This is a genomic window from Curtobacterium sp. 18060, from assembly GCF_902706105.1.
GTDB lineage: Bacteria > Actinomycetota > Actinomycetes > Actinomycetales > Microbacteriaceae > Curtobacterium.
The window spans coordinates 19,212-42,310 of record NZ_CACSJV010000028.1; the positions used below are offsets into that span (position 1 = coordinate 19,212).

A 23,099-nucleotide genomic window follows, 5' to 3' on the forward strand; every position below is an offset into this window, starting at 1 on the left:
TGACCCGCACGACAGGATGAGTGCATGCGGCGACTGCGAGCGATCTGGGGTTCGTGGCGTCCGGACGACCGCTGGGTGTTCCGCGGCACGGCCGCCGTCGTCCTGCTCGCGTGCGCGATCGAGTCGGGCCGGGTGGTCGCGGCCGATGCCGGCCCGGGGCCCGGCATCGCGGTCGCCGCGACCGTGCTCGCCGTCGTCGCGGCGCCGTGGACACCGTGGACGGCGCTCGGCCTCGCCACGGTCGCGCCGGTGCTCGGTGGCCTGTCCGGGTGGTCGCCGATCGTGACCTGGAGCTGCGCGGTGCTGCTGCTGTTCGCGGTGTCCTCGCGGCAGGGGCACCCGGTCCGCGCCGCTGCGATCGTCGCTCCCGGTGTGGTCATCGGCACGCTCCTCGCGCCGGGGGAGGGCGGTGCGGTACCGACCGCCCTCGGCGCCCTCATCTCCGTCGTCGCCGCGGCGGCCATCGGCTCGGGGCTGCGGGTGCAGCACCAGTACCGAGCGTCGTTGGAACAGCGCGCCGCCGATGCCGTCGCCACGCGGGAACTCGAGGCCGAGCGCCGCGTGGCCGAGGAACGCGTCCGGATCGCGCGGGACCTGCACGACGTCATCGGGCACGAGATCGCGGTGGTCAGCATGCAGCTCGGGGTCGCCGAGGTCACCCTGCCCGCCGGGGCCGACGAGGCCCGGCGTGCGCTGGATGCCGCCCGGGACGGCGTGCGGAACGTCCTGACGGAGACCCAGCACGTCCTGACGGTGCTCCGTTCGGCGTCGGGCAGCGGCGCCGACCTCGACGACCCGACGGCTCCGGCCCCCGGCATCGAGCAGCTCCCCGGACTCATCGCGTCGTACGAACGGATCGGCCTCGACGTCGATGCCCGACTGGACGACGTCGGCCCGGTTTCCGTGCCGATCGGTGTGACGGTCTACCGGGTGGTGCAGGAGTCGCTCACCAACGCCCACCGGCACGGCGAGGGCCGGACGACCGTCACCCTCGCCCGCGCCGGTGACGACCTGGTCCTCGAGGTCCGCAACCCCCGCCGGCGGACCCCGGCGAGCGACCCCGTCGCAGGCCGGAGCAGCGGGCTCGGTCTGGTCGGCATGCGCGAGCGCGTCGCCGCCGTCGGAGGGTCCGTCCAGGCCGCGGCGGACGGCGTCCTGTTCGTCGTCCGCGTCCGCCTGCCCACCGCGAACGGAGCACGATGACCACACGAGTGATCCTGGTCGACGACCAGGACATGATCCGACTGGGGCTCCGTGCGATCCTCGACCGCCAGGACGGCATCGAGGTCGTCGGCGAGGCCGGGGACGGGCTCGTCGCGGTGCAGACGGCGCTGTCGGTCCCGGCGGACGTCATCATGATGGACATCCGGATGCCGGGCATCGACGGGGTCGAGGCGACCCGACGGATCCGCGCCGAGCGCACCGCCGAGCAGGTGCGCATCGTCATGCTGACGACCTTCGACCAGGACGAACTCGTCTTCGCGGCGCTGCGTGCCGGGGCGAACGGGTTCCTCAGCAAGGCCGCGGGACCCGCAGAACTCGTCGCCGCGATCGAGGAGGTGGCAGCGGGCGGAGGGGCGCTGTCCGCGGCGGCCGCAGCGGCGCTCATCGGACAGGTCGCCCGCACCCCCGCGTCCTCCGTCGACCCGGAGATGACCCGGCGCTTCGAGGCCCTCACCGCTCGCGAGCGCGACGTCGTGGTGATGGTCAGCCGAGGTCAGGGCATCGACGCCATCAGCGCCGAGCTCTTCCTCTCACCACTCACGGTCAAGACCCACGTGAACCGGGCCATGGCGAAGGTCGACGCCCGCGACCGGGCCCAACTCGTGGCGTTCGCGTTCCAGGCCGGCCTGGTCGACTGAGGTCGCCGCCGGCCGAACCCTCGCCGCCGGCGCTTCCGGGAACCGTCGCAGCGCCATCGCGAGCCCGATCACCGCAGCCACGCCGCCGAGGAACACCCCGCTCGCACCCGTGGACGCAGCAGCGTCCTCGGCGCTGCCCGCGAACGAGAGCAGTGCCGACTGGGTCAGCACGAGCAGGACCACCGCGGCGGCGACGTTCACGAGCTTCGTCGCCTCGACGAGTGGTTCCCCGTCCTTGCGCGCGGTCACCGCACCCCAGACCCCGATGCCCAGCTCCGCGAACGTCGCCGCCGCGATGACGATCGCCACCCACTGGTCGTAGTGCACGGGGTGCGCCCGCCCGACGAGCATCGGCACGCTGCACCCGACGAACACGACCGACATCGCGGTGACCGCACCCCCGATCCACCGGTGTCCGGCCTGCCGGAACCGCATCCGGTCGCCGTTCGCTGCATCGAACGCGAACGACAGCCGGTGCCGACGAACGGCCCAGACCTTCGCGGCCGCGACCCCGAGCGTGAAGACCACGGTCGCGGCGAGGAACAACGAGGGAGCCGCGCAGAACAGGACGACCTTCCACCCCGCCATCACGAGGCTGCTCGGCACCGACAGCACGGCGAGCACGAGCCCGCGGCGCGGCCGATCCCGCCACACCGTGACGGCGTACTGCACGGCGACCTTCCTGGTCACCGGCATCAGTCGAACGTGACGACGACCTTGTCGGCCGCGCCCGGGGTCGCCGCCACCCGGAGGGCCTCGAGCACGTCGCTCGCCGGGAAGACGTCGCTGACGATCTGCGCGTACGCCTCGGGGTTCGCGATGATGTGCTCGGTGACGTCGAAGATCTCGGTCGGGTACCCCATCGCGGTCACGATCGTCGGCTCGACGGCCAGCAGGTCACCGAAGTCGACCTCCACGGGCCGCTTGTGCACGGCCACGACGCCGATCGTCGCGCGGTGCTTCGCCAGGCGCAGCGCCGTCTGCACGGTGGCCGGCACCCCGGCGGCGTCGAGCCAGACGTCGGTGCCGGACTTCCCGCCGTGCCCCACGCCGTCCCGTGCTTCGCCGTGCAGGGCGATCAGGCGCTCGTCGAGCGGTTCCTCCGCCGAGTTCACGACCGCATCGGCCCCGACGAGCAGGGCCTTCTCGAGCCGCGAGGCGATCACGTCGACGACGACCACGTGCCCGACGCCGAGCGCCTTGTAGCTGATCACGGCGCCCAGCCCGATGGGGCCGGCACCGAACACGACGACCGTGTCGCCCGGTTGCGGCACGGTCCGGTTCACGGCGTGCAGGGCGACCGCCATCGGCTCGTTGAGCGCGGCCACCTGCCAGGGCAGGTCCTTCGGGACCAGGGCAACGCTGGTGCCGAGCACGGCCTGCTCGACGAGCAGGAACTCGGAGAGCCCGCCGGTGGGGCCGCCGTTGCCGATGATCCCGCGTGGGTCGCCCATCGGGTTCACCACCACGTGGTCCCCGACGGCGATGCCCTCGACCGCGTCGCCGACGGCGGCCACCTCTCCGGCGACCTCGTGCCCGAGGGGCGTGTGCCCCTCACGCGGCGGGATGCCGCCGCGCGCGGCGTAGAAGGCGTCGGAGCCGCAGACCCCGCACGCCTTGACGGCGATCAGGACGTCGGCGGGGCCGACCTCGGGGACGGGCTCGTCGCGGATCTCGACGGATCCGGGGCCGGTGACGACGACGGTGCGCATGGTGCTCCTCACGTCACGAGCACGGGCGGCTCGGGACGGAACCATCTGACCAAGACGGCGACCTGCGCACGTACTGCGATCGCAGTAGTGCCGGGTCATCGGACTGGAGGCACGTGGCGGGCGCGCCACGTGCCTCCAGTCCGCTTGGTCGACGGTTCAGGGGCGCTGTGCCGGACCGCGCCGCAGGGCGCGAGCCGCGAAGGCCTCCAGCGCCTCGATGAGCGCTTCGGCGATCCAGATCCGGTTGCGTTGCTTCGAGTTCGCCGGTCGGAGGACACCGCGTTGCACCAGGGTCTCGACGGCACGGTACGCGGTCGGCGCAGCGACACCGAGACGATCCTGGATGAGACCGGCGTTGAGGACCGGATGCTCGATCGCGAGGTCGACCAGGGCCCGCGCTCGGTTGTCGGAGCGGAGATCCGAAGTGGCGTCGGCCCAGCTGACACGCACGGCGCTGACGTCCGAGGCGAGTCGTCTGCCCGAGGCGACCGCGAACCAGGCCGCTTGGGTGAACGCCCGCACGATGGCGTCGACGTCGCCGGCGCGGTAGGCCGTCAACGCCTCGTAGTACCCATCGACGTCGTGGAGCAGCCCCGCGGACACGGGGACGGCGATGTTCTTCGTCACACCGGCTTGCCGCAGCATCGCGTGCACCAGTGCCCGGCCGGTGCGTCCGTTGCCGTCGGGGAACGGGTGGATCGTCTCGAACTGGGCGTGCGCGATCGCCGCGTGCGCGAGCGCCGGGACGTCGAGCCGCCGCACGAACCCGACCAGATCGGCCATCGAATCGCCGACGCGGCTGTGGTGCGGCGGCACGAAGGCCGCTTCGTGTGGACTGAACTCCGTGCCACCGATCCACACCTGCTGCTGGCGGAACCGGCCCGTCATCTCCGGCGCCGAATCGGACAGCAGTGCTTCGTGCATCTCGATCACCGCGGCTTCGTCGATCTGGTCGCTGAGCGCCAGCGCAGCTTGCATGGCACGGACGTTGCGGACGATCAGGGCTGCGTTCCCGCTCGTGCGCTCACCGAGCTCGCTCTCGGCGATCGCGCGTGCGCCACTGGTCAGGTTCTCGATCTGGGACGACGACGCGGACTCGCTGCGGAGCAGCATGGACGCGAACGGCAGGACGGACGAACCGAGTTCCGCGTCGAAGCGTCCGATCGCGACCGCTGCCTCAGCGGCGTCCGCGAGCACGTCCGGGGACACTCGGACGCTCGTGCTGGCGATGGTCGGCACGACGGCAGCCGTGTACGGTCCACGTGCTGCCAGGCGAGCGCGTCGGGATGTGCCGCCGTCGTCCTCCACGGCGTGCCATGAGCGCTGTTCATCCTGCAGGGCAGGCCACCGAGGACGCTCGGGACCACCGGAAGGGTCGCTCAACCGTTCATCTCCGCTCGCGTTGGTAACACTTGCGACGAATATAGAACCAACGCCCTCGGTTCCGCACCTTTCTCGCGTGAGGGACACGGCGGCACCAGGGTGGTGCCACGCGAGAGGATGGCCGTGTGACCACCGCGACCACCATCCTCGACGCGATCGTCCGGCACGTCGACGACACCGGCTTCGGCGCCCACGGCCTGCACGTCCGGACTGCCGACGACGACGTCGCCGAGCACCGCTGGACGCCCGACGTGCGCGAGGAGATCCACTCCGCGGCCAAGGGCGTCTGCGTGCTCGCCACCGGGATCGCCGCCGACGAGGGTCTGGTGGACGTCGACGAACCGATCGCCGCTTCGCTGCCCGGGTTCGCGTTCGGGGACGGCGTCGACCAGGTCACCCTCCGGCACCTGCTCACGATGACGAGCGGGATCGACATGCCCTGGTCGGCGACGGAGCTGACCGACTGGCCGGACCTGGCGGCCGAGTTCCTGCGGCGGCCCTCGCGGGGTCGCGTGTTCCAGTACGCCAACGTCAGCACCTACACCGCCATGCGCGTGCTCGAGACCCGCGTCGGCGACGTCGGCGCGTTCGTGTCCCGACGCCTGTTCGACGCGCTCGGCATCGAGGACGTGGAGTGGCTGCGCTGCCCGAACGGGTACGTCGCCGCCGGTGAAGGACTGGCGCTCCGGACCGAGGAGCTCGCGCGCCTCGGTCGGCTCATCCGCGACGGTGGCGTGGTCGACGGGGAACGCATCGTCAGCGCCCGCTGGTGCGACGCGATGCACTCCGACTGGGTCGAGCGCGAGGGGACCGGGCCCGGGTACCACCGCTACGCGATGGCCGGATGGGGCGGTCCGGGGCAGCTGTGGCGGCTGCACGGCGCGTACGGGCAGATGCTGCTGTTCGACGACCACCCCGGCGGCGACACCGTGGTCACGATCACCGCCGACGACCACTTCGGCGCCGACGCCATGGCCGCGTTCGTCGCCGACGAGCTCGCCCGGCAGCGGTAACCGGCAGCGGTAACCGGCAGCCGCAGGCGGCAGCGGTCGCTGGCAGCCGTCGCTGGCAACCGTCGCGTCCTCGCCGTGCGAGGATCGATCAGTGCAGGAACAGACGCCCGTCGCGATCATCATCGCGGCCATGAGCGAAGAGGTCTCCGCCTTCGCCGACCTGTTCGGCGGGGTCCCGATCCTCGACGGCCCCGTCGGTGGCCACGACCCGCACCAGCTGCTCGACATCGGCGGCGCCACCGTCGCCGTCCGCCGCAGCGGCATCGGCTTCACGAACGCGACGGCGGCCGTCGCACACGGCTTCCACGACTTCGGACCCGGCATCCCCGTGATCAGCGTCGGGACCGCCGGCGGCCTCATGCACGGCATCGCGATCGGTGACGTCGTCGTCGGCGACCGGTACGTCAACCTCAACGCGGACGCCACGGCGTTCGGCTACGCCCTCGGCCAGGTGCCCGGGATGCCGACCGGGTACGCCCCGGACGCCCGACTGGTGGACCTGGCGATGGCCGCCGACATCGCCTGGCCGCTGCGCTCGGCGACGATCGGCTCGAGCGAGGTCTTCGTCACCGAGGGCCGCGCCCGGACGCTCCGCGACGCCTTCCCCGACGTGGCCGCGGTCGACATGGAGTCGGCCGCCATCGCCCAGTTCGCCCACGTGCACGACATGCCGTTCGTGTCGGTCCGCTGCATCAGCGACCTCTGCGCCCCCGACGGTGCCGAGTTCCGCGAGCACCTGGACGGCGCCGCGGCGCGGGCCGCCCGCGTGGTCCACGACCTGGTGCGCGGCCTGCGTCCCTGAGACCCGGCCCGCGAAAGCGACAATCCTGCGGCACGGGGCACCGTCCGGTCCGGCATCGCGACACATCTCCGCGAACAGTTCGCGGCACGCTGTCGCTTTCGCGGATGTGGGCCCGGCCGCCGTCGGACGGGAGGCGCGGTGCGGGCCCGCCACGGGCCTCCCGTCCGCCCCCGGCGCACGTCGAGAGCCACGGTGCGCACGCATGTGCGCCACCTGCGAGCGCATCCCGCGCACGGTGCGATGATGAGCGGCGGCCGTCGCCCGGACGGCCGGAGACGGAAGTGCCGAGCGTGACCGAGACCCGCTCCGAGACCCCGACGGAACCGTCGAAGCCGACGGACCACACCACCCCCACGACCGAGGCCACCGACGATGGTGGCCACGGCCCGCGCAAGGGCGTCGCCGTCCTGGCGCTCGCCGCACTCGGTGTCGTGTTCGGCGACATCGGGACGAGTCCGCTCTACGCCCTGCGCACCGTGTTCACGATCGACGACGGCCTGGTGAAGGCGAACCAGGAAGACGTCTACGGCGTCATCTCGATGATGTTCTGGAGCATCACGATCATCGTCTCGATCAAGTACGTGCTGATCCTGATGCGCGCCGACAACGACGGCGAGGGCGGGGTGATGGCGCTCGCCGCCCTGGCCCGCCGGCTCTACGCGAAGCGTCGCGGTGGTGCGGTGATCTTCCTCGTGATCGGCATCGTCGGGGTCTCGCTCTTCTACGGCGACTCCGTGATCACCCCGGCCGTGTCGGTGCTGTCCGCGGTCGAGGGGCTCGGCACCGCGGCGCCGTCCGTCGAGCACCTGATCGTGCCGATCGCCGCGGTCATCCTGGTCGTGCTGTTCGCGGTGCAGCGCTTCGGCACCGGCAAGGTCGGCAACCTGTTCGGCCCGGTGATGCTGCTCTGGTTCGTCGTGATCGCCGCCGCCGGCGTCCCGCACATCCTCGAGCACCCCGGCGTCCTGCAGGGCCTCTCGCCGACGTGGGCGATCTCGTTCGCCTTCGCGCACCCGTACATCACGTTCGTGGCGATGGGGGCGGTGGTGCTCGTGATCACCGGTGCGGAGGCGCTCTACGCCGACATGGGGCACTTCGGACGGTCGCCGATCCTGAAGGCCTGGTTCTTCGTGGTGTTCCCGGCGCTCGTCCTCAACTACCTCGGGCAGGCGTCGCTGGTGCTGCGCGACCCGTCGGCGGCGAAGGACCCGTTCTTCCTGCTGTTCCCGGACGCGCTGCGGTTGCCCGTGGTGGTGCTGGCGACGCTCGCGACGGTGATCGCGAGCCAGGCCGTCATCTCCGGGGCGTTCTCGCTCACCCGGCAGGCGGTCCAGCTCGGGCTGTTGCCGCCGCTCACGATCCGGCAGACCTCGCGGCGGGAGAGCGGGCAGATCTACCTGCCCGCGGTGAACCTGCTGCTGTTCATCGGCGTGCTCGCGATCATGCTCGCGTTCCGGTCGTCAGCGAACCTGGCCACCGCGTACGGGGTGTCCGTCACCGGAGCCCTGGTCGTCGACACGCTCCTGCTCCTGCTCGTCGTCCGTCCGCTGTGGAAGTGGGCGACCTGGAAGCTCGTGGTCGCGGCGGTGGCGTTCGGCGGCCTCGAGCTGACCTTCCTCGCCGGCAACCTGTCGAAGATCATCCACGGCGGTTGGGTGCCGCTCCTCATCGCACTGGCGGTGATCACCGTGATGACGACGTGGCGCCGTGGCCGGGCGCTCGTGCAGGAGGAACGCAAGGAGCGCGAAGGGTCGCTCGCCGACTTCATCGACCGCATCAACCACGAGCACATCCCGCGGGTGCCCGGGGTGGCGGTCTTCCCGCACCCGAACAAGGAGACCACGCCGCTCGCGCTCCGGGCCAACGTCGAGCACAACCACGTCGTGCACCGGACCGTCCTGATCGTCTCGGTGCTCACCGCCAACGTGCCGCACGTCCCACACGCGAAGGCGTTCTTCCGCGACGACCTCGGCTACGAGGACGACGGCATCGACCACATCACGGTGAAGTTCGGGTTCTCGGACGACCAGGACCTGCCGAAGGCCCTGCACGCCGCCTGCCTGGCCGAGGTCCTGGACATCGACCCGGAGGAAGTGCTCCGAGCGTCCTACTTCATCTCCCGCGGGGCCCTCCGTCCGATGCCCGGCAACCGGGGGATGGTGGCCTGGCGGAAGAAGCTCTTCGTCGGACTCGCGCACAACGCCGCCGACCCCGCAGCACGCTTCGGGCTCCCCGCGCAGCGCACCGTGACGATGGGCAGCGACGTCGAGATCTGACCGCGTCGTCGAGATCTGACCGCGTCGTGCTCCGGCGTTCTGCATCGGCATCCGCATCCGCAGAGCGCAGGCCCCCGTTCGGGGGTGATGGTCTTGTGCACCCGTTCAGGGCTACGCTCATCGGAACCACACCACAGCTGCAGGCAGCATCACCAACTGCCGGACCAGCACCAGGATCAGGAGCGAAGCCACATGAGGCTTGGAGTACTCGAGCGCGCCCAGAAAGACCCACGGGCGTCCACTTTCACCCGATGGTCAGGCCGGAGCAAGGGCGTCGCGATCGTCACCGCAGCCCTCCTCGGCGCCGGCGGCAGCATCCTCGCCGCCGCCCCCGCGACGGCAGCGCCCGTCGCGTCGACCGGGCAGGGGCGCTTCCTCAGCGGCTCCGCGCTCGGGTTGAACCTCGACGACATCCTCACCGTGACCCCGGCGGACGCGGTCAACACCGGTGGGGCCACGGACACCGACGTCCACCCGCTCGACGTCACCGCACTCAACGCGGTCAACGTCAACCTGGGCGGGGGCCTCAACCTGCTCGGGAACAACGGCATCCTCACCCTCGGTGCCGTCAACCAGTACGCCGCCGCCAACGCCGACGGCAGCTCCGTCGCCGCGTCCGGTGCGGTGACGAACACCGGCGGGATCGGCATCGGCGGCCAGGACGGCGTCCCGCAGTCCAACGCCACGCTCGACCTGTCGGGGCTCATCGGCTCCGACCTGGCGGGCTCGCTCGCCAACGCCCAGCTCGAGGTCGGCGCCGTGTCGGCCACCGCTGCGCAGGCAGCCGGCCCGGACGGTGCGCAGACGGGCGACTACGGCATCGCCGGACTCGACCTGTCGCTGACGAGCCCCGCGCTCGGCACCACCGTCTCCGGGCTCCGCACCACCCTCGGCACGCTCCAGCCGACTGTCGACGGCGTCGAGGACACCCTGAACGCGCTCGGCCCGCTCGTGCAGGTCCAGGGCCTGCCCGACCTCGTCACGGTGCTCGACTCGGCCACCGGCGACGTCACCAGCGCCGACGGCTCGATCACGGCGAACCTGCAGACCGGTGCGATCACGGTCGACGTCGCCGCAGTGCTGACGAACGCCGGCCTGGACATCAACAACCTGCCGGCGAACACCGAGCTGCTGCCGTACATCACGGAGGCACTCACGACCCAGCTCCTGCCGGCGGTCACCACCGCGCTGCAGGGGGTCGTGACCCAGCTCACCCAGTCGCTCCGCGGGCTCACCGTCACGGTGGCGGGGCTCCCGCTGCCGATCGGTCAGCTCCTCGACGTCGTGAACCCCGTCATCGCGCAGGTCGTCGCCCCGATCAACCAGGTCGTCGCTGGCCTCGGTGAGACGGTCATCACGCCCCTCGCCAACGCCCTGACGACCGTCGTGTCGTTGCAGGCCAACGTGCAGGAGACCAGCGCCGACGGCGTCTTCACCCAGCGTGCCCTGCGCGTCGCACTGGTGCCGGACGCCGGGACCGCCGTCGTCAACCTCGCCTCGGCTGCGGTCGGTCCGAACGCCGGTCCGCTCGCGGTCCCGACCATCACGACGCTCGACCCGGACAATGGGCCGGTCGCCGGTGGCACGGTCGTCACCGTCACGGGGACCGGTTTCACGGACGACGCCACGGTGTCGGTCGACGGTTCCGACCCGATCGAGGCGGACTCCGTCTCGGACGACGGCACCGAGCTGACGTTCACCACGCCGGCGCACGTCGTCGGCACGGTCGACGTCACCGTCACGACGCCCGCCGGTGAATCCGACCCGCTCGACTTCACCTACACCGACGACGCGGCCGCGGTCCCGACCATCACGACGCTCGACCCGGACAACGGGCCGGTCGCCGGTGGCACGGTCGTCACCGTCACCGGGACGGGCTTCACGGACGACGCCACGGTGTCGGTCGACGGTTCCGACCCGATCGCGGCGGACTCCGTCTCGGACGACGGCACCGAGCTGACCTTCACGACGCCGGCGCACGACGCCGGGACGGTCGACGTCACGGTCACCACGCCCGCCGGTGAATCCGACCCGCTCGACTACACGTACAACCCGGCTCCCGCAGCGGTACCCACGCTCACGACGCTCGACCCCGACAACGGGCCGGTCGGCGGAGGCACGCTCGTCACCATCACGGGCACCGGGTTCACCGACGACGCGACCGTCTCGGTCGACGGGTCCGACCCGATCGACCCGGAGTCGGTCTCCGACGACGGCACCGAGCTGACGTTCACGACCCCGGCGCACGTCGCCGGTCCCGTCGACGTGACGGTCACGACCGATGCAGGGACCTCGGACCCGCTGACGTACACCTACAACCCGGCACCCGCCGGGGCTCCGACGCTGACGGCGCTTGACCCCGACAACGGTCCGGTCACCGGTGGCACGGTCGTCACGGTCTCCGGCACGGGCTTCGCCGACGACTCGACGGTCTCGGTGGACGGTTCCGACCCGATCACGCCGGACAGCGTGTCGGACGACGGCACCGAGCTGACGTTCACGACGCCGGCACACACCGCCGGTGCGGTCCCCGTGACCGTCACCAACGGCTCCGGCACCTCGGCGCCGCTGCCGTACACGTACAACCCGGCCCCGGCCGCGGTCCCGACGATCTCCGCGCTGGACCCCGACAACGGTCCGGCCGCGGGTGGCACGGTCGTGACCGTCACGGGCACCGGTTTCACCGACGACTCCACGGTCTCGGTGGACGGTTCCGACCCGATCACGCCGGACAGCGTGTCGGCGGACGGCACGACGCTCACCTTCACGACCCCGGCGCACGCTGCCGGTGACGTCGAGGTCACGGTGACGACCCCGGGTGGCACGTCCGACCCGCTGGTCTACACCTACAACCCCGCGTCGACCACGACGACCCCGCCGCCGGTGATCACCTCGCCGACGGACGGTGGCACCGTCACGACGCCCAACCCGCCGATCACCGGCACCGGTCAGCCCGGCGCGACCGTCACGGTCACCGACGGCACGGTCGTCGTCTGCACCGCGGTCGTCGCGGCCGACGGCACCTGGAAGTGCACCCCGATCGTCGGCTTCGGCCCGGGAACGGTGACCATCACCGCCACCCAGACCGGCGCAGACGGCACCTCGGCGGCGTCCGACCCGGTGACGTTCACCGTCCGCCTGGCAACCGCCGGCACCGGTGGCGCGGGTGGTGCCGGCCCGAACGGGACGCTCGCCTACACCGGTAGCGACCCGGCGCCGGTGATCGCCTTCGCGATCCTGCTGATGCTCGCGGGCGTCGGGCTCACCATCGCCCGCCGCTTCCGTCGGGCCTAGTCCGCACCACCAGCAGCGCCCGTCGGGATCCGTCCCGGCGGGCGCTGTTGCGAGCGTGCGAGCCTGCGTGCGTGTGCGTGTGCGTGTGCGGTGCATGCGTGTGCATCATGCGACGGGGCACCGGTTGATCGACGCGTGGAACGTCGGAACATGCACACGCAGCAGATGCGTGAGCATCATGCGACAGGGCACCGGTTGATCGACGCGTGGAACGTCGGAACATGCACACGCACCGGCGGACGGGAGGCGCGGTGCCAGCCCGCCACGGGCCTCCCGTCCGCGGGTGCGCGCGATCAGAGCCCGAGCTGCTCCCGCAGGTAGGGTGCAGTCCGGCTCTCGGCGGACGCCGCGACCTGGGCGGGGGTGCCGGTGGCGACGACGCGTCCGCCGTCCTCGCCGCCGGAGGGCCCCATGTCGATGACGTGGTCCGCACTCGCGACGACGTCCATGGCGTGCTCGACCACGACGACGGTGTTGCCGGCGTCAGTGAGGCGTGCGAGCTGTGCGGTCAGCAGCTCGACGTCGGCGGGGTGCAGGCCCGTCGTCGGTTCGTCGAGCAGGTAGAGCGTGTGCCCGGTGCGCGCGCGTTGCAGTTCGGTCGCGAGCTTGATGCGCTGGGCCTCGCCGCCGGACAGCTCCGGTGCGGGCTGTCCGAGCCGCAGGTAGCCGAGGCCGACCTGGCGCAGGGCCTCGAGCCCGCGGGCAGCGGCCGGCAGCGACGCCAGGAAGGGGGCAGCCTGGTCGACGGTCATGCCCAGGATGTCGGCGATCGACGCCCCGTCCCACTGCACCTCGAGCGTCTCGTCGTTGTAGCGCGCACCGTGGCACTCCGGGCAGGGCGCCCAGCTGCCCGGCAGGAACAGGAGCTCGACCGACACCGAGCCCTCGCCCTGGCACACCTCGCACCGGCCGCCGGCCACGTTGAACGAGAACCGGCTGGCGGTCCAGTCGCGGGCCTTCGCGTCGTCGGTCGCGGCGAACGCGGCACGCACGGCGTCGAAGAGCCCGGTGTAGGTGGCGAGGTTCGAACGCGGGGTGCGGCCGATCGGCTTCTGGTCGACCTGCACGACGCGGTCGACGAGCGGGTGCGACGTCGCGACGCCGGGCAGGACCCCGCCGACGAGTGACGACTTGCCGGAGCCGCTGACGCCGGTGACCGCGGTGAGCACCCCGAGCGGCAGGTCGACGTCCAGGTCTTGCAGGTTGTGCAGGGTCAGGTCGCGCAGTTCGAGGGTCCCGACGGGCGTCCGGACGGTGCGCTCACCGTCGGCACGGTCGCGCGGGTTCAGGAACCGTCGGGTGACCGATGCCTCGACGTCGGCGAGACCGTCGACGGGGCCGCTGTACAGGACGGTGCCCCCGCCGGACCCGGCACCCGGGCCGACGTCGACGATCCAGTCCGCCCGCCGCACGATGCTCATGTCGTGCTCGACGACGAAGACGCTGTTGCCGCCGGCACGCAGGTCGTCGAGGACCTCGACCAGGGACTCGGCGTCGGCCGGGTGCAGGCCAGCGCTCGGTTCGTCGAGCACGTAGACGACACCGAACAGGCCGGAGCGCAGTTGCGTCGCGATGCGCAGGCGCTGCGTCTCGCCGGGGGAGAGGGTCGGGGTGGCCCGGTCGAGCGCGAGGTACCCGAGGCCCAGGCCGACGAGCACCTCGACCCGTGTGAGCAGGTCGCGCGAGATCGCGACCGCGACCTCGGTGTGCTCGCCGGACGAGGCGCGTGAGGTGGCAGCGCTGGCGTCCGTGATGGTGGCGATCGGGCGCAGGACGTCTGCCAGCGCCGTGAGCGGCAGGCCGTTCAGGTCGGCGATCGAGTGGCCGCCGACCGTCACCGCGAGCGCGGCCCGGGTCAGGCCGGTCCCGCCGCAGAGGCCGCACGGACCCGACTCGACGAACTGCAGCACCTTGGTCCGCTGCGTCTCGCTCTGCGAGTCGGCGAGGGTGTGCATCACGAACTGGCGTGCGCTCCAGAACCGCCCCTTGTACGGCTTCGCGACGCGGTCGCGCTTCGGGTGGACCTGGACGACGGGCTGTTCCTCGGTGAACAGCAACCAGTCGCGGTCCTGTCGGGAGAGCTCACGCCACGGCACGTCGATGTCGTAGCCGAGCACCGCCGTGACGTCGCGCAGGTTCTTGCCCTGCCACGCCCCGGGCCACGCGGTGATCGCGCCATCGCGGATGCTCAACGACGGGTCGTGGACGGCCGAGGCCTCGGTGACCTCGTGGGCGATGCCGAGTCCGTGGCAGCGCGGGCAGGCCCCGGCCACGGTGTTCGGCGAGAACGAGTCGGACTCGAGCCGGTCGACGCCGGACGGGTACGTGCCGGCCCGCGAGAACAGCATGCGCATCGAGTTCGACAGGGTCGTCAGCGTGCCGACGGTCGAACGGCTGCTCGGGGCACCGCGGCGCTGCTGCAGGGCCACGGCGGGTGGCAAGCCGGTGATCGACTCGACGTGCGGCGTCGACCCCTGCGCGATGAGCCGTCGGGCGTAGGGAGCGACGGACTCGAGGAAGCGGCGTTGTGCCTCGGCGAACACCGTGCCGAACGCGAGCGAGGACTTGCCGGAGCCGGAGACGCCGGTGAAGGCGACGATGCGGTTGCGCGGGATGTCCACGTCGACGTCCTGCAGGTTGTGCTCACGGGCGCCGCGGACGCGGATGAAGTCGTCGGGCCCCGGTTGGTCGTCGGACACGGTCGAGCGGGGAGCGGGCATCTGCTCGATGGTAAGCGGGTGCTGCTGAACGTGGTGAAGGGCCGTCCCGGTTGCCCGGGGCGGCCCTTCACGTGTGGTGCGGTGCTGCGTGTGGTGCGGGGTGTTACTTGATCTGTGCGGTGATGGTGGCGGTGCCGACGAGGAGGCCGCGCTTGACGGCGTCGGTGCCGAAGGTCTTGTTCAGCAGGCCGGCGGCGTCTTCGGAGACGTGGACGGTGGTGCCGGTCAGGATGGCGTTGTCGCCCTCGAGCTGGAGGGGCTTGAGGGAGCCGCCCCAGAGCTCGAACAGGTACGCGTTGGACGCGGCGACCTTGCCGTTGACCAGGACGTCACCGTAGAGCTTGGAGGAGCCCGGGTTGACGACGAAGTTCTCGAGCGTGACGGTGGTGTCGCCGGCCTTGAGGGTGAGGCCGGAGTCGTCGTGGTTGAGCAGGCCCTGCACGTAGGGCTTGTAGTTGCCGTCCGGCGACCAGTACGTGACCGACCCGGCGGTGATCGGGAACGACACCGACCCGTCCGCGAGGGTCGCATCTCCCGAGACGCCGGGGGTGAGCTTGAGGGCGGTGAGGGCGTCGGTGAAGCCGGAGTCGAGCTTCACGGCGGTGGAACCACCGAGGACCTCGGGGACCGAGGCGACCGGTGCGGGGATCTTCGACGACGACGACGAGACCGTGTGGATCGCCGGGGTCGAGGCCTGGGCGGAGGAGATGCCGAACGCGGCACCGCCGAGCACGAGGGCGCCGGTCGTGGCGAGGGTGATGGAGGTCTTCAGGCTCTTGCGCATGGTGATCGTTTCCTTTGCTGAGGTGTCGCGCTCGGCGCGGCTGCTGTGTGCGCGCCGAACACACCCTGGTGCAGGGTGGAGAACCAGCAATGTGCGGCTGGTGAGCGCTCCGGGTGGTTCCCGGTCTGTGCAGGTGATTCGGGGGCCTCCGGCAAAAGGTTTGGACCGATCTGTCCTCGTTACCGGTCTGTGACCTTCGCGCCCTGGACGCGACCAGACGACGGACGGGAGGCCCGGTGCCAGCTGGCACCGGGCCTCCCGTCCGTCGTCCACGTGGGTTCAGAACGCCTTGCCGGGATTCAGGGTGCCCTCCGGGTCCAGGGCTTCCTTGACGGCACGGTGCATCGCAAGGACCCGCTCGCCCAGCTCCTGCCGCAGGCCCGGCAGCTTGAGCAGGCCGACACCGTGCTCACCCGTGACGGTGCCGCCGAGTGCCAGGCAGTCCGCGACGATCTGGTCGAACGCCTGCTTCGCGCGGGCCTTCGCGGCCTCGTCGCCCTCGGGAGCGATGATCAGCGGGTGCAGGTTGCCGTCGCCGGCGTGCGCGATGTTCGCGATGGTGACGTCGTGCGCCGCCGCAGTCGCCTGGATCCGTCGGAGCATCTCGGGCACCGCGCTGCGGGGCACGCAGATGTCCTCGGTGAGCACCGGTCCGAGCCGCTCGAGTGCCGGGTACGCGAGTCGCCGTGCCTGGAACAGCCGGTCGATGTCGTCGGGGTCCGTGGCGCGCTCGACGTCGGTGCCGCCGGCCTGCGCGAAGACGGCTGCGACCTGGTCGGCGAGCTCGTCCCCCGCGGCACCACGCTCGTCGACCCGGGCCAGCAGCAGGGTGTCGACGTCGGACGGCAGCCCGAGGTGCATCCAGTCGTCGACGGCCCGCAGGCAGGTCCGGTCCACGATCTCGAGTGCGGCGGGGATGATCCCGGCACGCGAGATCGCGGCGACGGCGTCCCCGGCGGCGCTGAGCGAGGGGAAGTACCCGATCACAGCACGTTCGTCGCGTCCGGCAAGGGGGAGTAGCTTGACGGTGACCGACACGACGATGCCGAGCGTGCCCTCGGACCCGACCATCAGGCCGGCCAGGTCGTACCCGGCGACGCCCTTCGCCGTGCGGCGTCCGAGCTCCACGACGGAACCGTCTGCCAGCACCACGGTCATCCCGAGCACGTAGTCGCGGGTGACGCCGTACTTCACGCAGCAGATCCCGCCCGCGTTCGTCGCGACGTTGCCGCCGATCGTCGAGATGGCCGAGCTCGCCGGGTCCGGCGGGTACCAGAGTCCGTGTTCCGCGACGGCGGCGCGCAGTGCGTCGTTGACCACACCGGGCTGGGCGACGGCGTAGCGCTCGTCGGTGTCCACCTCGAGCACCGCGTCCATCAGCTCGAGGGACAGGACGACCGATCCGGCCATCGCGTTCGCCCCGCCGGACAGCCCGGTTCCGGCGCCGCGCGGCACGACCCGCACGCCGGCGGCTGCCGCCCACCGGACGGTGGCGACGACGTCGTCGGTGCTGCGTGCGAGGACGACGGCGAGCGGTGCGGTGGAGTCGGCCCACTCGGCGTCGTCGTGGCGGTACCGCTCGAGCGACGCCGGGTCGCGGAGGACCTGGTCCGGCTCGAGCAGGTCGTCGAGGGCGGCTGTGTCGACGGCGTGACTGACGGTCATCGGTTCGGGGGTCCTTCCGGGCGCGGCGGTGCGGCGCCGACGACGATACCGCGCTGAGTGGACGACCCGTGTCGCCTGCCAGGGACGCCGGACGACGGTGAGGCACGCGGCGGATCCGTCGCGGTGAGCAAGGAGGCCCCGTGTACTTCCACGCACAGACCTGGATCAACGAGATCGCCGACGGCGAGCCCGACCCGGCAGCGGCCAACGCCCTGCAGGAAGGGCTCGGCGGGCAGTTCGGCGAGATGCGCACGATGATGCAGTACCTGTTCCAAGCGATGAACTTCCGCGGCCCGGCGGCGAAGCCGTACCGCGACCTCATCCAGGGCGTCGGCACCGAGGAGATCAGCCACGTCGAGCTCATCGGCACCACGATCTCCCGCCTGCTCGACGGCTCGCCCGAGTACACCGGCAAGCTCACCGACCCGCTCGACAAGCCGGGCGCGAAGGGTGCGACGCCGCTCAACATCGCGCTCGACACGAGCAACATCCACCACTACCTGGTCGGCGCCCAGGGTGCCCTGCCGGTCGACGCGGCCGGCAACCCGTGGAGCGGCAGCTACGTCTACAACTCCGGCAACCTGCCGCTCGACCTGCTCTACAACCTGATGCTCGAGTCCACCGGTCGGCTGCAGAAGTGCCGCATCTACGAGATGACGGACAACCCCACCGCCCGCAGCACCGTCGCGTACCTGATCGTCCGCGACCAGGCGCACGAGAACGCCTACGCGAAGGCGCTCGAGACCCTCGGCGTCGACTGGAAGACCCTGCTGCCGATCCCGAAGACGAACGCCGAGCGGTTCCCGGAGGTCAAGGAGCTCCTCGACCTCGGGCTGCAGAGCAAGCAGTACAGCTTCGACCTCGACGGGGCGTCCGAGGCGGGCAAGATCTTCCGCGGGGCGTCCCCGTCGAAGGACGGCACGGACCTGACGGCGACCGAGCAGGCCCCGGCTGGCGTGCCGTCGTTCATCGCTCTGGAGCGCCTCGAGGAGTTCGCTCCCGGTCTCGACGCCGACCTGCTGGCGCTCATCCAGCAGACGGCGGAGCTCGAGCTCGACGCCGTCGAGGTGAGCACGTACGGGCCGGTGGCCTGAACCTGCGCGGGCTCGCGGATCAGTCGAGGCAGAACTCGTTGCCCTCGACGTCCTGCATCACGATGCAGGACTCGTTGACCTGATCCGCGAGCATGCGGCGGAACTGCGTCGCGCCGAGCGCGACGAGGCGAGCGCTTTCTGCATCGAGCGCTGCGAGACGTTCCTCGCCGACCAGACCGGTGCCGACCCGGACGTCCAGGTGCACGCGGTTCTTCACCGTCTTGCCCTCGGGAACCCGCTGGAAGAACAGCCGCGGCCCGACGCCCGTCGGGTCGACGCACGCGAAAACGGAGTCCTGGTGCTCGGGCGGGAGCGAGGCGTTGAACGCCTGCCAGTCGTCGAACCCGGGCGGGGGAGCAGGCACCTCGTAGCCGAGGACCTCGCACCAGAACCGGGCGACCCGCTCCGGCTCGGCGCAGTCGAACGTCACCTGGACCTGTCGCACCGTTGCCATGCGCGCCAGGGTAGGCGCGCGGCGCGGGTCGCGCGCACCCGTTATGCGACGGACCACGAGTCGTTCGACGCGTGCACCGTCGGAACACTCGTGTTCCGACGCCGGAACAGAAGTGTCAGTCAGTGCTTCCCGCGGAGGCGACCGATGCCGAGGACGATCGCCACGACGACCATGCCGAGGACGACGCCGGCGACCGCCGAGACTGCGGTGTCGACGATCCACGTGATGACCGGGCCCGTGGCCTCGATCGCGTGCTCGATCGCGTGCAGCAGGTCGTACGGGCCGTGCCAGAAGGTCTCGGCGAGGTTCGCGATGACCAGGTGCCCGCCCACCCAGAGCATGGCCACGGTGCCGATGACGCTGATGACCCGGAAGACGGTCGGCATCGCCCGCACGATCCGCGCTCCTGTGCGACGGGTCCGGCGGACCGAGTTCTTCATCATCTGCAGACCGACGTCGTCGATCTTCACCAGCAGGGCCACCGCGCCGTAGACGACCGCGGTCATGACGAGCCCGATCACGATGAGTGCACCGAGTGTCGGCCAGAGCCCGAGGTCGGGGTCGAGACCGGCCAGGGCGATGAGCATGATCTCGGTGCTCAGGATGAGGTCGGTCCGGATGGCGCCGAACACGAGCTTCGGTTCGGTGACCGAGTCGGTGGAGCCTGCGCCGTGGTGGACACCGAACCACTCGGTGACCTTCTCCGCGCCCTCGAAGCACAGGTACGTCCCGCCGATGAGCAGGAGGTACGGCAGCACCCAGGGCGCGAACGCGGTGAGCAGCAGCGCCAGCGGGATGATGATGATGAACTTGTTGAACAGGCTGCCGAGCGCGATGCGCCCGACGACCGGCAGTTCCCGGGCCGGCGCGAGTCCCTGCACGTACTGCGGAGTGACCGCGGCGTCGTCGATGACGACCCCGGCGGTCTTCGCGCTCGCCTTCAGGGCCGCGGAGAGGATGTCGTCCACCACGGCGAGCAATCCGACTGACATGACTTCGTTCTCCGCTCGTCCGGGCCTGTGACGGTGCTCAGCGTAGTGGGCGCGGCGGACCCTGAACGCCGCCGGGGCGCCGTCCGTAGGCTGAGGCCATGGCTGACTTCACCGCTGCACAGGCCGCCGTCGTGCGGATCGAACGCGCCGAGGAAGGGCGTTGGGACCTCACGGTGATCAGCGACTCGGGCGTGAAGATGGGGCACGGCGTGTACCTGTTCGACGCCGCGCACGACGACGCCGAGGACGAGCAGGCCGCCGCACTCGACTTCGTGCGCGACTACGGCTTCCGGTTCGAGCGCGACGCCGTGCAGGCTGACGGCGCGGACGCATACTGGGCGCCGCTGCTGCCGTCCGACCAGCAGTAGCCGGCTACAGGGACGCGATCAGCCGCTCGACCCGCATCCGGATGTCGTCGCGGATCGGGCGGACCTGCTCGATCCCCAGCCCGGCCGGGTCGTCGAGGTCCCAGTCCTCGTACCGCTTGCCGGGGAACACCGGGCAGGCGTCCCCGCAGCCCATGGTGATGACGACGTCCGACTCGCGCACGGTCTCGGTCTCGAGCACCGCCGGTCGGGCGTCGGCGATGTCGATGCCCTGCTCGGCCATGGCCTGCACGGCAACGGAGTTGACCTGATCGGCGGGCTCGCTGCCGGCGGAGAACACCCGGACGCGGTCACCGGCGAGGTGCTGCAGCCACCCCGCGGCCATCTGGGAGCGTCCGGCGTTGTGGACGCACACGAACAGGACGGCGGGGCGGTCGGTCATGCGCCCATCATCCCAGCGCTGACGCCTCGAACCCGATCAGCCACGTGACGCCGAACGCGTCCCGCACGGTGCCGTCCCAGTCGCCCCACGGCCGTTGCTGCAGGGCGTCGACGACCGTGCCGCCCTCGGCGAGCGCGTCGAACCAGCGCCGCAGCACGTCGGGTTCTTCGGCCCCGAGGAGCGAGAACAGCAGGCCGGTCGCCACGAACGGCTCGTCGGTTTCGCTCGCGTCCGCGGCGAAGAGCTGCAGCCCGCCGGTGAGCTGTCCGTGGGCGACCGCGTCGGCGGGGCCGTCGGTCCGTGAGAAGTCGGCGTAGGTCGCGATCTGTACCTCGCCGCCGAAGACACCCTGCCAGTGCTCGAGGGCCTGCCTGGCGGTGCCGGCGAACTGGAAGTACGGCGACGGTCCGGTGACGTTCATGCCCGGACGATACCGCTGGACGACGGCGCGCGTCCGCTCGTCAGGCGCTCGGTGCGATGCCGTCGAACGCGCGTCGCAGGATCGCGGCCGCGTCGGGGTCGTCGCCCGTGGCCCAGGTGGTGATCGCCACGTCGAAGCAACCGAGGGCTGCCTGCACGAGGACCCGTGCCCGCAGGTCGGCGTCGGGCCCGTGGAGATGCTCGACGACGAGGGGCGTCAGGACGTCCGCCCAGGCCTGGTGCTTCTCGAGGTTCCGTGCGCGCAGTGACGCGGTGCTCGTCATCACGCGGACGGACCGTCGACCGGTCTCGGGGTCGTCGGTGCTGCCGCGCTCGAGCATCTCGGCGAACGCCTCGCGCAGCGCGGGCCACACCGGTTGGGTCGTCGACCGCGACCGGAACGCCTCGGCGAGGGCGTCCCGGTGTCGCGCGGGGTCGCCGATGACGGCGTCCTCCTTCGCGGGGAAGTACCGGTGGAAGCTCCGCGCCGAGATCCCCACCTCGGCGGCGACCTGCTCCACGGTGACGTTGTCGAACCCGTCGGTGTCGAACCGCTCGAGGGCCACGGCGGCGATGCGCGCGCGGACGGCATCGCGGGTGATGTCCCTCAGGCCGGTTCGCACGTCGCTCACGGGGCCGATCGTACCGCGATGTCACCTTCGGTCCAAGTTGTCAGACTCCGACAGTAGTGGCGTACAGTGCCACTCGCATGACCACCACACGTCACGAAGGGACGGCACCATGCAGCAACGCACCCTCGGCCGACAGGGCCTCACCGTCAGCGCCATCGGCTACGGCGCCATGGGTACCACGTTCGCGTACGGACCCGGCGACGACACCGAGTCGGTCGCCGCGATCCGGCACGCCCACGAACTCGGCGTCACGCACTTCGACACGGCCGAGCTGTACGGCTGGGGGACCGGCGAGCGGCTCCTCGGCGCGGCGCTCGCCCCGATCCGCGACGAGGTGACGATCGCCACGAAGTTCGGGTTCACGCCCGAGGCCTACGCACCGGACTCCCGACCGGAGCACATCCGGCAGGTGGTGGACGCCAGCCTGCAGAACCTCGGCACCGACTCGATCGACCTGCTCTACCAGCACGTGCACGACCCGGCTGTCCCGATCGAGGACGTCGTCGGCGTGATGCAGGAGTTCGTGCAGGCTGGCAAGGTCCGGTACCTCGGCCTGTCGAACACCGATGCCGACCAGATCCGCCGTGCCCATGCGGTCCACCCGATCTCGGCGTTCCAGACCGAGTACTCCGTCTTCTCGCGGGAGTCCGAGGCGCTCTTCCCCCTCGTCGACGAGCTCGGCATCGGCGTCGTCGCGTACTCGCCGCTGGCGCGCGGGTTCCTGAGCGGTGCCGTGCAGCCCGCGAGCGCCTACGCGGCCGACGACATCCGGCAGCAGCTCGAGTGGTGGGCGCCGGAGCGCTTCGACGCGAACGTCGCCGTCGTCGCCGCGCTCACCGAGATCGCCGATGTGAAGGGCGTCTCGCTCTCGCAGCTCGCGCTGGCCTGGATCCTGGCGAAGCGCGCCGACCTGGTCCCGATCCCCGGATCGCGCAACCCCGGACGCGTCGCCGAGAACGTCGCCGCCGCCGCGGTGCGGCTCACTGACGACGAGGTGGCGCGCATCGACGCGCTGTCGCGCGACGTCCGTGGGAAGCGAGCGATGGGCTGAGCCCGGCCGGGTGCCGGACGGGAGGCCCGTGGCACGCCCGCCACGGGCCTCCCGTCCGTCCGGTGGTCGTGTCCAGGGTGCGTCTCAGGCGAGCAGGGCGAGTGCGCGGTCCACGACGTCCTCCGGTCGGCCGTCGCCGTGCAGGGCCCACCAGGTGAGGGCCGCGCTCGCCGCGGC

Annotated in this window: 20 protein-coding genes; 9 read left to right on the forward strand and 11 right to left on the reverse strand. The window is 71.4% G+C overall.

Annotation, left to right across the window (positions count from 1 at the left end; translation table 11 throughout):
• Positions 1-24: 24 nt before the first annotated feature.
• Both GVL05_RS13090 and GVL05_RS13095 read left to right on the forward strand, forming a co-directional pair.
• On the forward strand, positions 25-1,203 hold the full coding sequence (locus GVL05_RS13090) for a sensor histidine kinase (protein ID WP_159573378.1): 1,179 nt from the start codon (positions 25-27) through the stop codon (positions 1,201-1,203).
• Positions 1,200-1,862, forward strand: coding sequence for a response regulator transcription factor (locus GVL05_RS13095; protein WP_123293819.1), 663 nt, complete (start codon positions 1,200-1,202; stop codon positions 1,860-1,862). Before GVL05_RS13090 ends, GVL05_RS13095 begins: the two co-directional genes overlap by 4 nt.
• On the opposite strand, the gene GVL05_RS13100 is transcribed toward GVL05_RS13095, so the two are convergent.
• The 3 genes from GVL05_RS13100 to GVL05_RS13110 form a co-directional block, all read right to left on the reverse strand.
• Positions 1,755-2,558, reverse strand: coding sequence for a hypothetical protein (locus GVL05_RS13100; RefSeq protein WP_131921141.1), 804 nt, complete (start codon positions 2,556-2,558; stop codon positions 1,755-1,757). The two genes, GVL05_RS13095 and GVL05_RS13100, sit on opposite strands and share 108 nt — an antisense overlap.
• On the reverse strand, positions 2,558-3,574 hold the full coding sequence (locus tag GVL05_RS13105; RefSeq protein WP_159573379.1) for a zinc-binding dehydrogenase: 1,017 nt from the start codon (positions 3,572-3,574) through the stop codon (positions 2,558-2,560). Before GVL05_RS13105 ends, GVL05_RS13100 begins: the two co-directional genes overlap by 1 nt.
• A gap of 156 nt (positions 3,575-3,730) precedes the next feature.
• On the reverse strand, positions 3,731-4,813 hold the full coding sequence (locus GVL05_RS13110) for a Fic family protein (protein ID WP_235035975.1): 1,083 nt from the start codon (positions 4,811-4,813) through the stop codon (positions 3,731-3,733).
• A 269-nt stretch (positions 4,814-5,082) separates the two neighbouring features.
• Here GVL05_RS13110 and GVL05_RS13115 point away from each other — a divergent pair, with 269 nt between their 5' ends.
• The 4 genes from GVL05_RS13115 (at position 5,083) to GVL05_RS13130 (ending at position 12,342) form a co-directional block, all read left to right on the forward strand.
• Positions 5,083-5,970: a serine hydrolase gene (locus GVL05_RS13115; RefSeq protein ID WP_159573381.1), complete on the forward strand. Its 888-nt coding sequence runs from the start codon at positions 5,083-5,085 to the stop codon at positions 5,968-5,970.
• Positions 5,971-6,061: 91 nt separating this feature from the next.
• Complete coding sequence (gene mtnN / locus GVL05_RS13120; RefSeq protein ID WP_159573382.1) at positions 6,062-6,772, forward strand: 5'-methylthioadenosine/S-adenosylhomocysteine nucleosidase; 711 nt, start codon at positions 6,062-6,064, stop codon at positions 6,770-6,772.
• Positions 6,773-7,062: 290 nt separating this feature from the next.
• A complete protein-coding gene (locus tag GVL05_RS13125; RefSeq protein ID WP_185094282.1) occupies positions 7,063-9,048 on the forward strand; it encodes a potassium transporter Kup in 1,986 nt (661 codons plus the stop codon).
• Between the two features lie 192 nt (positions 9,049-9,240).
• Positions 9,241-12,342, forward strand: a complete 3,102-nt coding sequence (locus GVL05_RS13130) for a choice-of-anchor G family protein (RefSeq protein ID WP_159573384.1) — start codon at positions 9,241-9,243, stop codon at positions 12,340-12,342.
• Between the two features lie 293 nt (positions 12,343-12,635).
• Here GVL05_RS13130 and GVL05_RS13135 read toward each other — a convergent pair whose 3' ends face one another.
• The 3 genes from GVL05_RS13135 to GVL05_RS13145 form a co-directional block, all read right to left on the reverse strand.
• On the reverse strand, positions 12,636-15,062 hold the full coding sequence (locus tag GVL05_RS13135; RefSeq protein WP_159573385.1) for an excinuclease ABC subunit UvrA: 2,427 nt from the start codon (positions 15,060-15,062) through the stop codon (positions 12,636-12,638).
• A 103-nt stretch (positions 15,063-15,165) separates the two neighbouring features.
• A complete protein-coding gene (locus tag GVL05_RS13140) occupies positions 15,166-15,846 on the reverse strand; it encodes a hypothetical protein (RefSeq protein ID WP_123353869.1) in 681 nt (226 codons plus the stop codon).
• Between the two features lie 279 nt (positions 15,847-16,125).
• Positions 16,126-17,511, reverse strand: a complete 1,386-nt coding sequence (locus tag GVL05_RS13145) for an FAD-binding oxidoreductase (RefSeq protein ID WP_159573386.1) — start codon at positions 17,509-17,511, stop codon at positions 16,126-16,128.
• 140 nt (positions 17,512-17,651) lie between these two features.
• On the opposite strand from GVL05_RS13145, the gene GVL05_RS13150 reads away from it, so the two are divergent.
• Positions 17,652-18,605, forward strand: a complete 954-nt coding sequence (locus tag GVL05_RS13150) for a manganese catalase family protein (RefSeq protein ID WP_159573387.1) — start codon at positions 17,652-17,654, stop codon at positions 18,603-18,605.
• Between the two features lie 19 nt (positions 18,606-18,624).
• Here GVL05_RS13150 and GVL05_RS13155 read toward each other — a convergent pair whose 3' ends face one another.
• Both GVL05_RS13155 and GVL05_RS13160 read right to left on the reverse strand, forming a co-directional pair.
• Positions 18,625-19,059: a VOC family protein gene (locus GVL05_RS13155; protein ID WP_159573388.1), complete on the reverse strand. Its 435-nt coding sequence runs from the start codon at positions 19,057-19,059 to the stop codon at positions 18,625-18,627.
• Positions 19,060-19,178: 119 nt separating this feature from the next.
• On the reverse strand, positions 19,179-20,051 hold the full coding sequence (locus GVL05_RS13160; RefSeq protein ID WP_159573389.1) for a DUF808 domain-containing protein: 873 nt from the start codon (positions 20,049-20,051) through the stop codon (positions 19,179-19,181).
• 98 nt (positions 20,052-20,149) lie between these two features.
• On the opposite strand from GVL05_RS13160, the gene GVL05_RS13165 reads away from it, so the two are divergent.
• Positions 20,150-20,419, forward strand: coding sequence for a hypothetical protein (locus tag GVL05_RS13165; RefSeq protein WP_123294645.1), 270 nt, complete (start codon positions 20,150-20,152; stop codon positions 20,417-20,419).
• A 4-nt stretch (positions 20,420-20,423) separates the two neighbouring features.
• Here the strand turns inward: GVL05_RS13165 and GVL05_RS13170 are convergent, their stop codons facing one another.
• The 3 genes from GVL05_RS13170 to GVL05_RS13180 are packed head-to-tail and all read right to left on the reverse strand — an operon-like array spanning position 20,424 to position 21,871.
• On the reverse strand, positions 20,424-20,819 hold the full coding sequence (locus GVL05_RS13170) for an arsenate reductase ArsC (RefSeq protein WP_159573390.1): 396 nt from the start codon (positions 20,817-20,819) through the stop codon (positions 20,424-20,426).
• 7 nt (positions 20,820-20,826) lie between these two features.
• Entirely contained in the window at positions 20,827-21,240 is a 414-nt protein-coding gene (locus GVL05_RS13175) for a VOC family protein (protein ID WP_159573391.1), read from the reverse strand.
• A gap of 40 nt (positions 21,241-21,280) precedes the next feature.
• Positions 21,281-21,871 (reverse strand): TetR family transcriptional regulator, encoded by a 591-nt coding sequence (locus tag GVL05_RS13180; RefSeq protein WP_235035976.1) that lies wholly within the window; start codon positions 21,869-21,871, stop codon positions 21,281-21,283.
• 109 nt (positions 21,872-21,980) lie between these two features.
• Between GVL05_RS13180 and GVL05_RS13185 the strand changes: the two genes are divergently transcribed.
• The gene (locus GVL05_RS13185; RefSeq protein WP_159573392.1) at positions 21,981-22,922 is read left to right on the forward strand and encodes an aldo/keto reductase; all 942 of its coding nucleotides are present in this window, start codon (positions 21,981-21,983) and stop codon (positions 22,920-22,922) included.
• Positions 22,923-23,099: the final 177 nt, after the last annotated feature.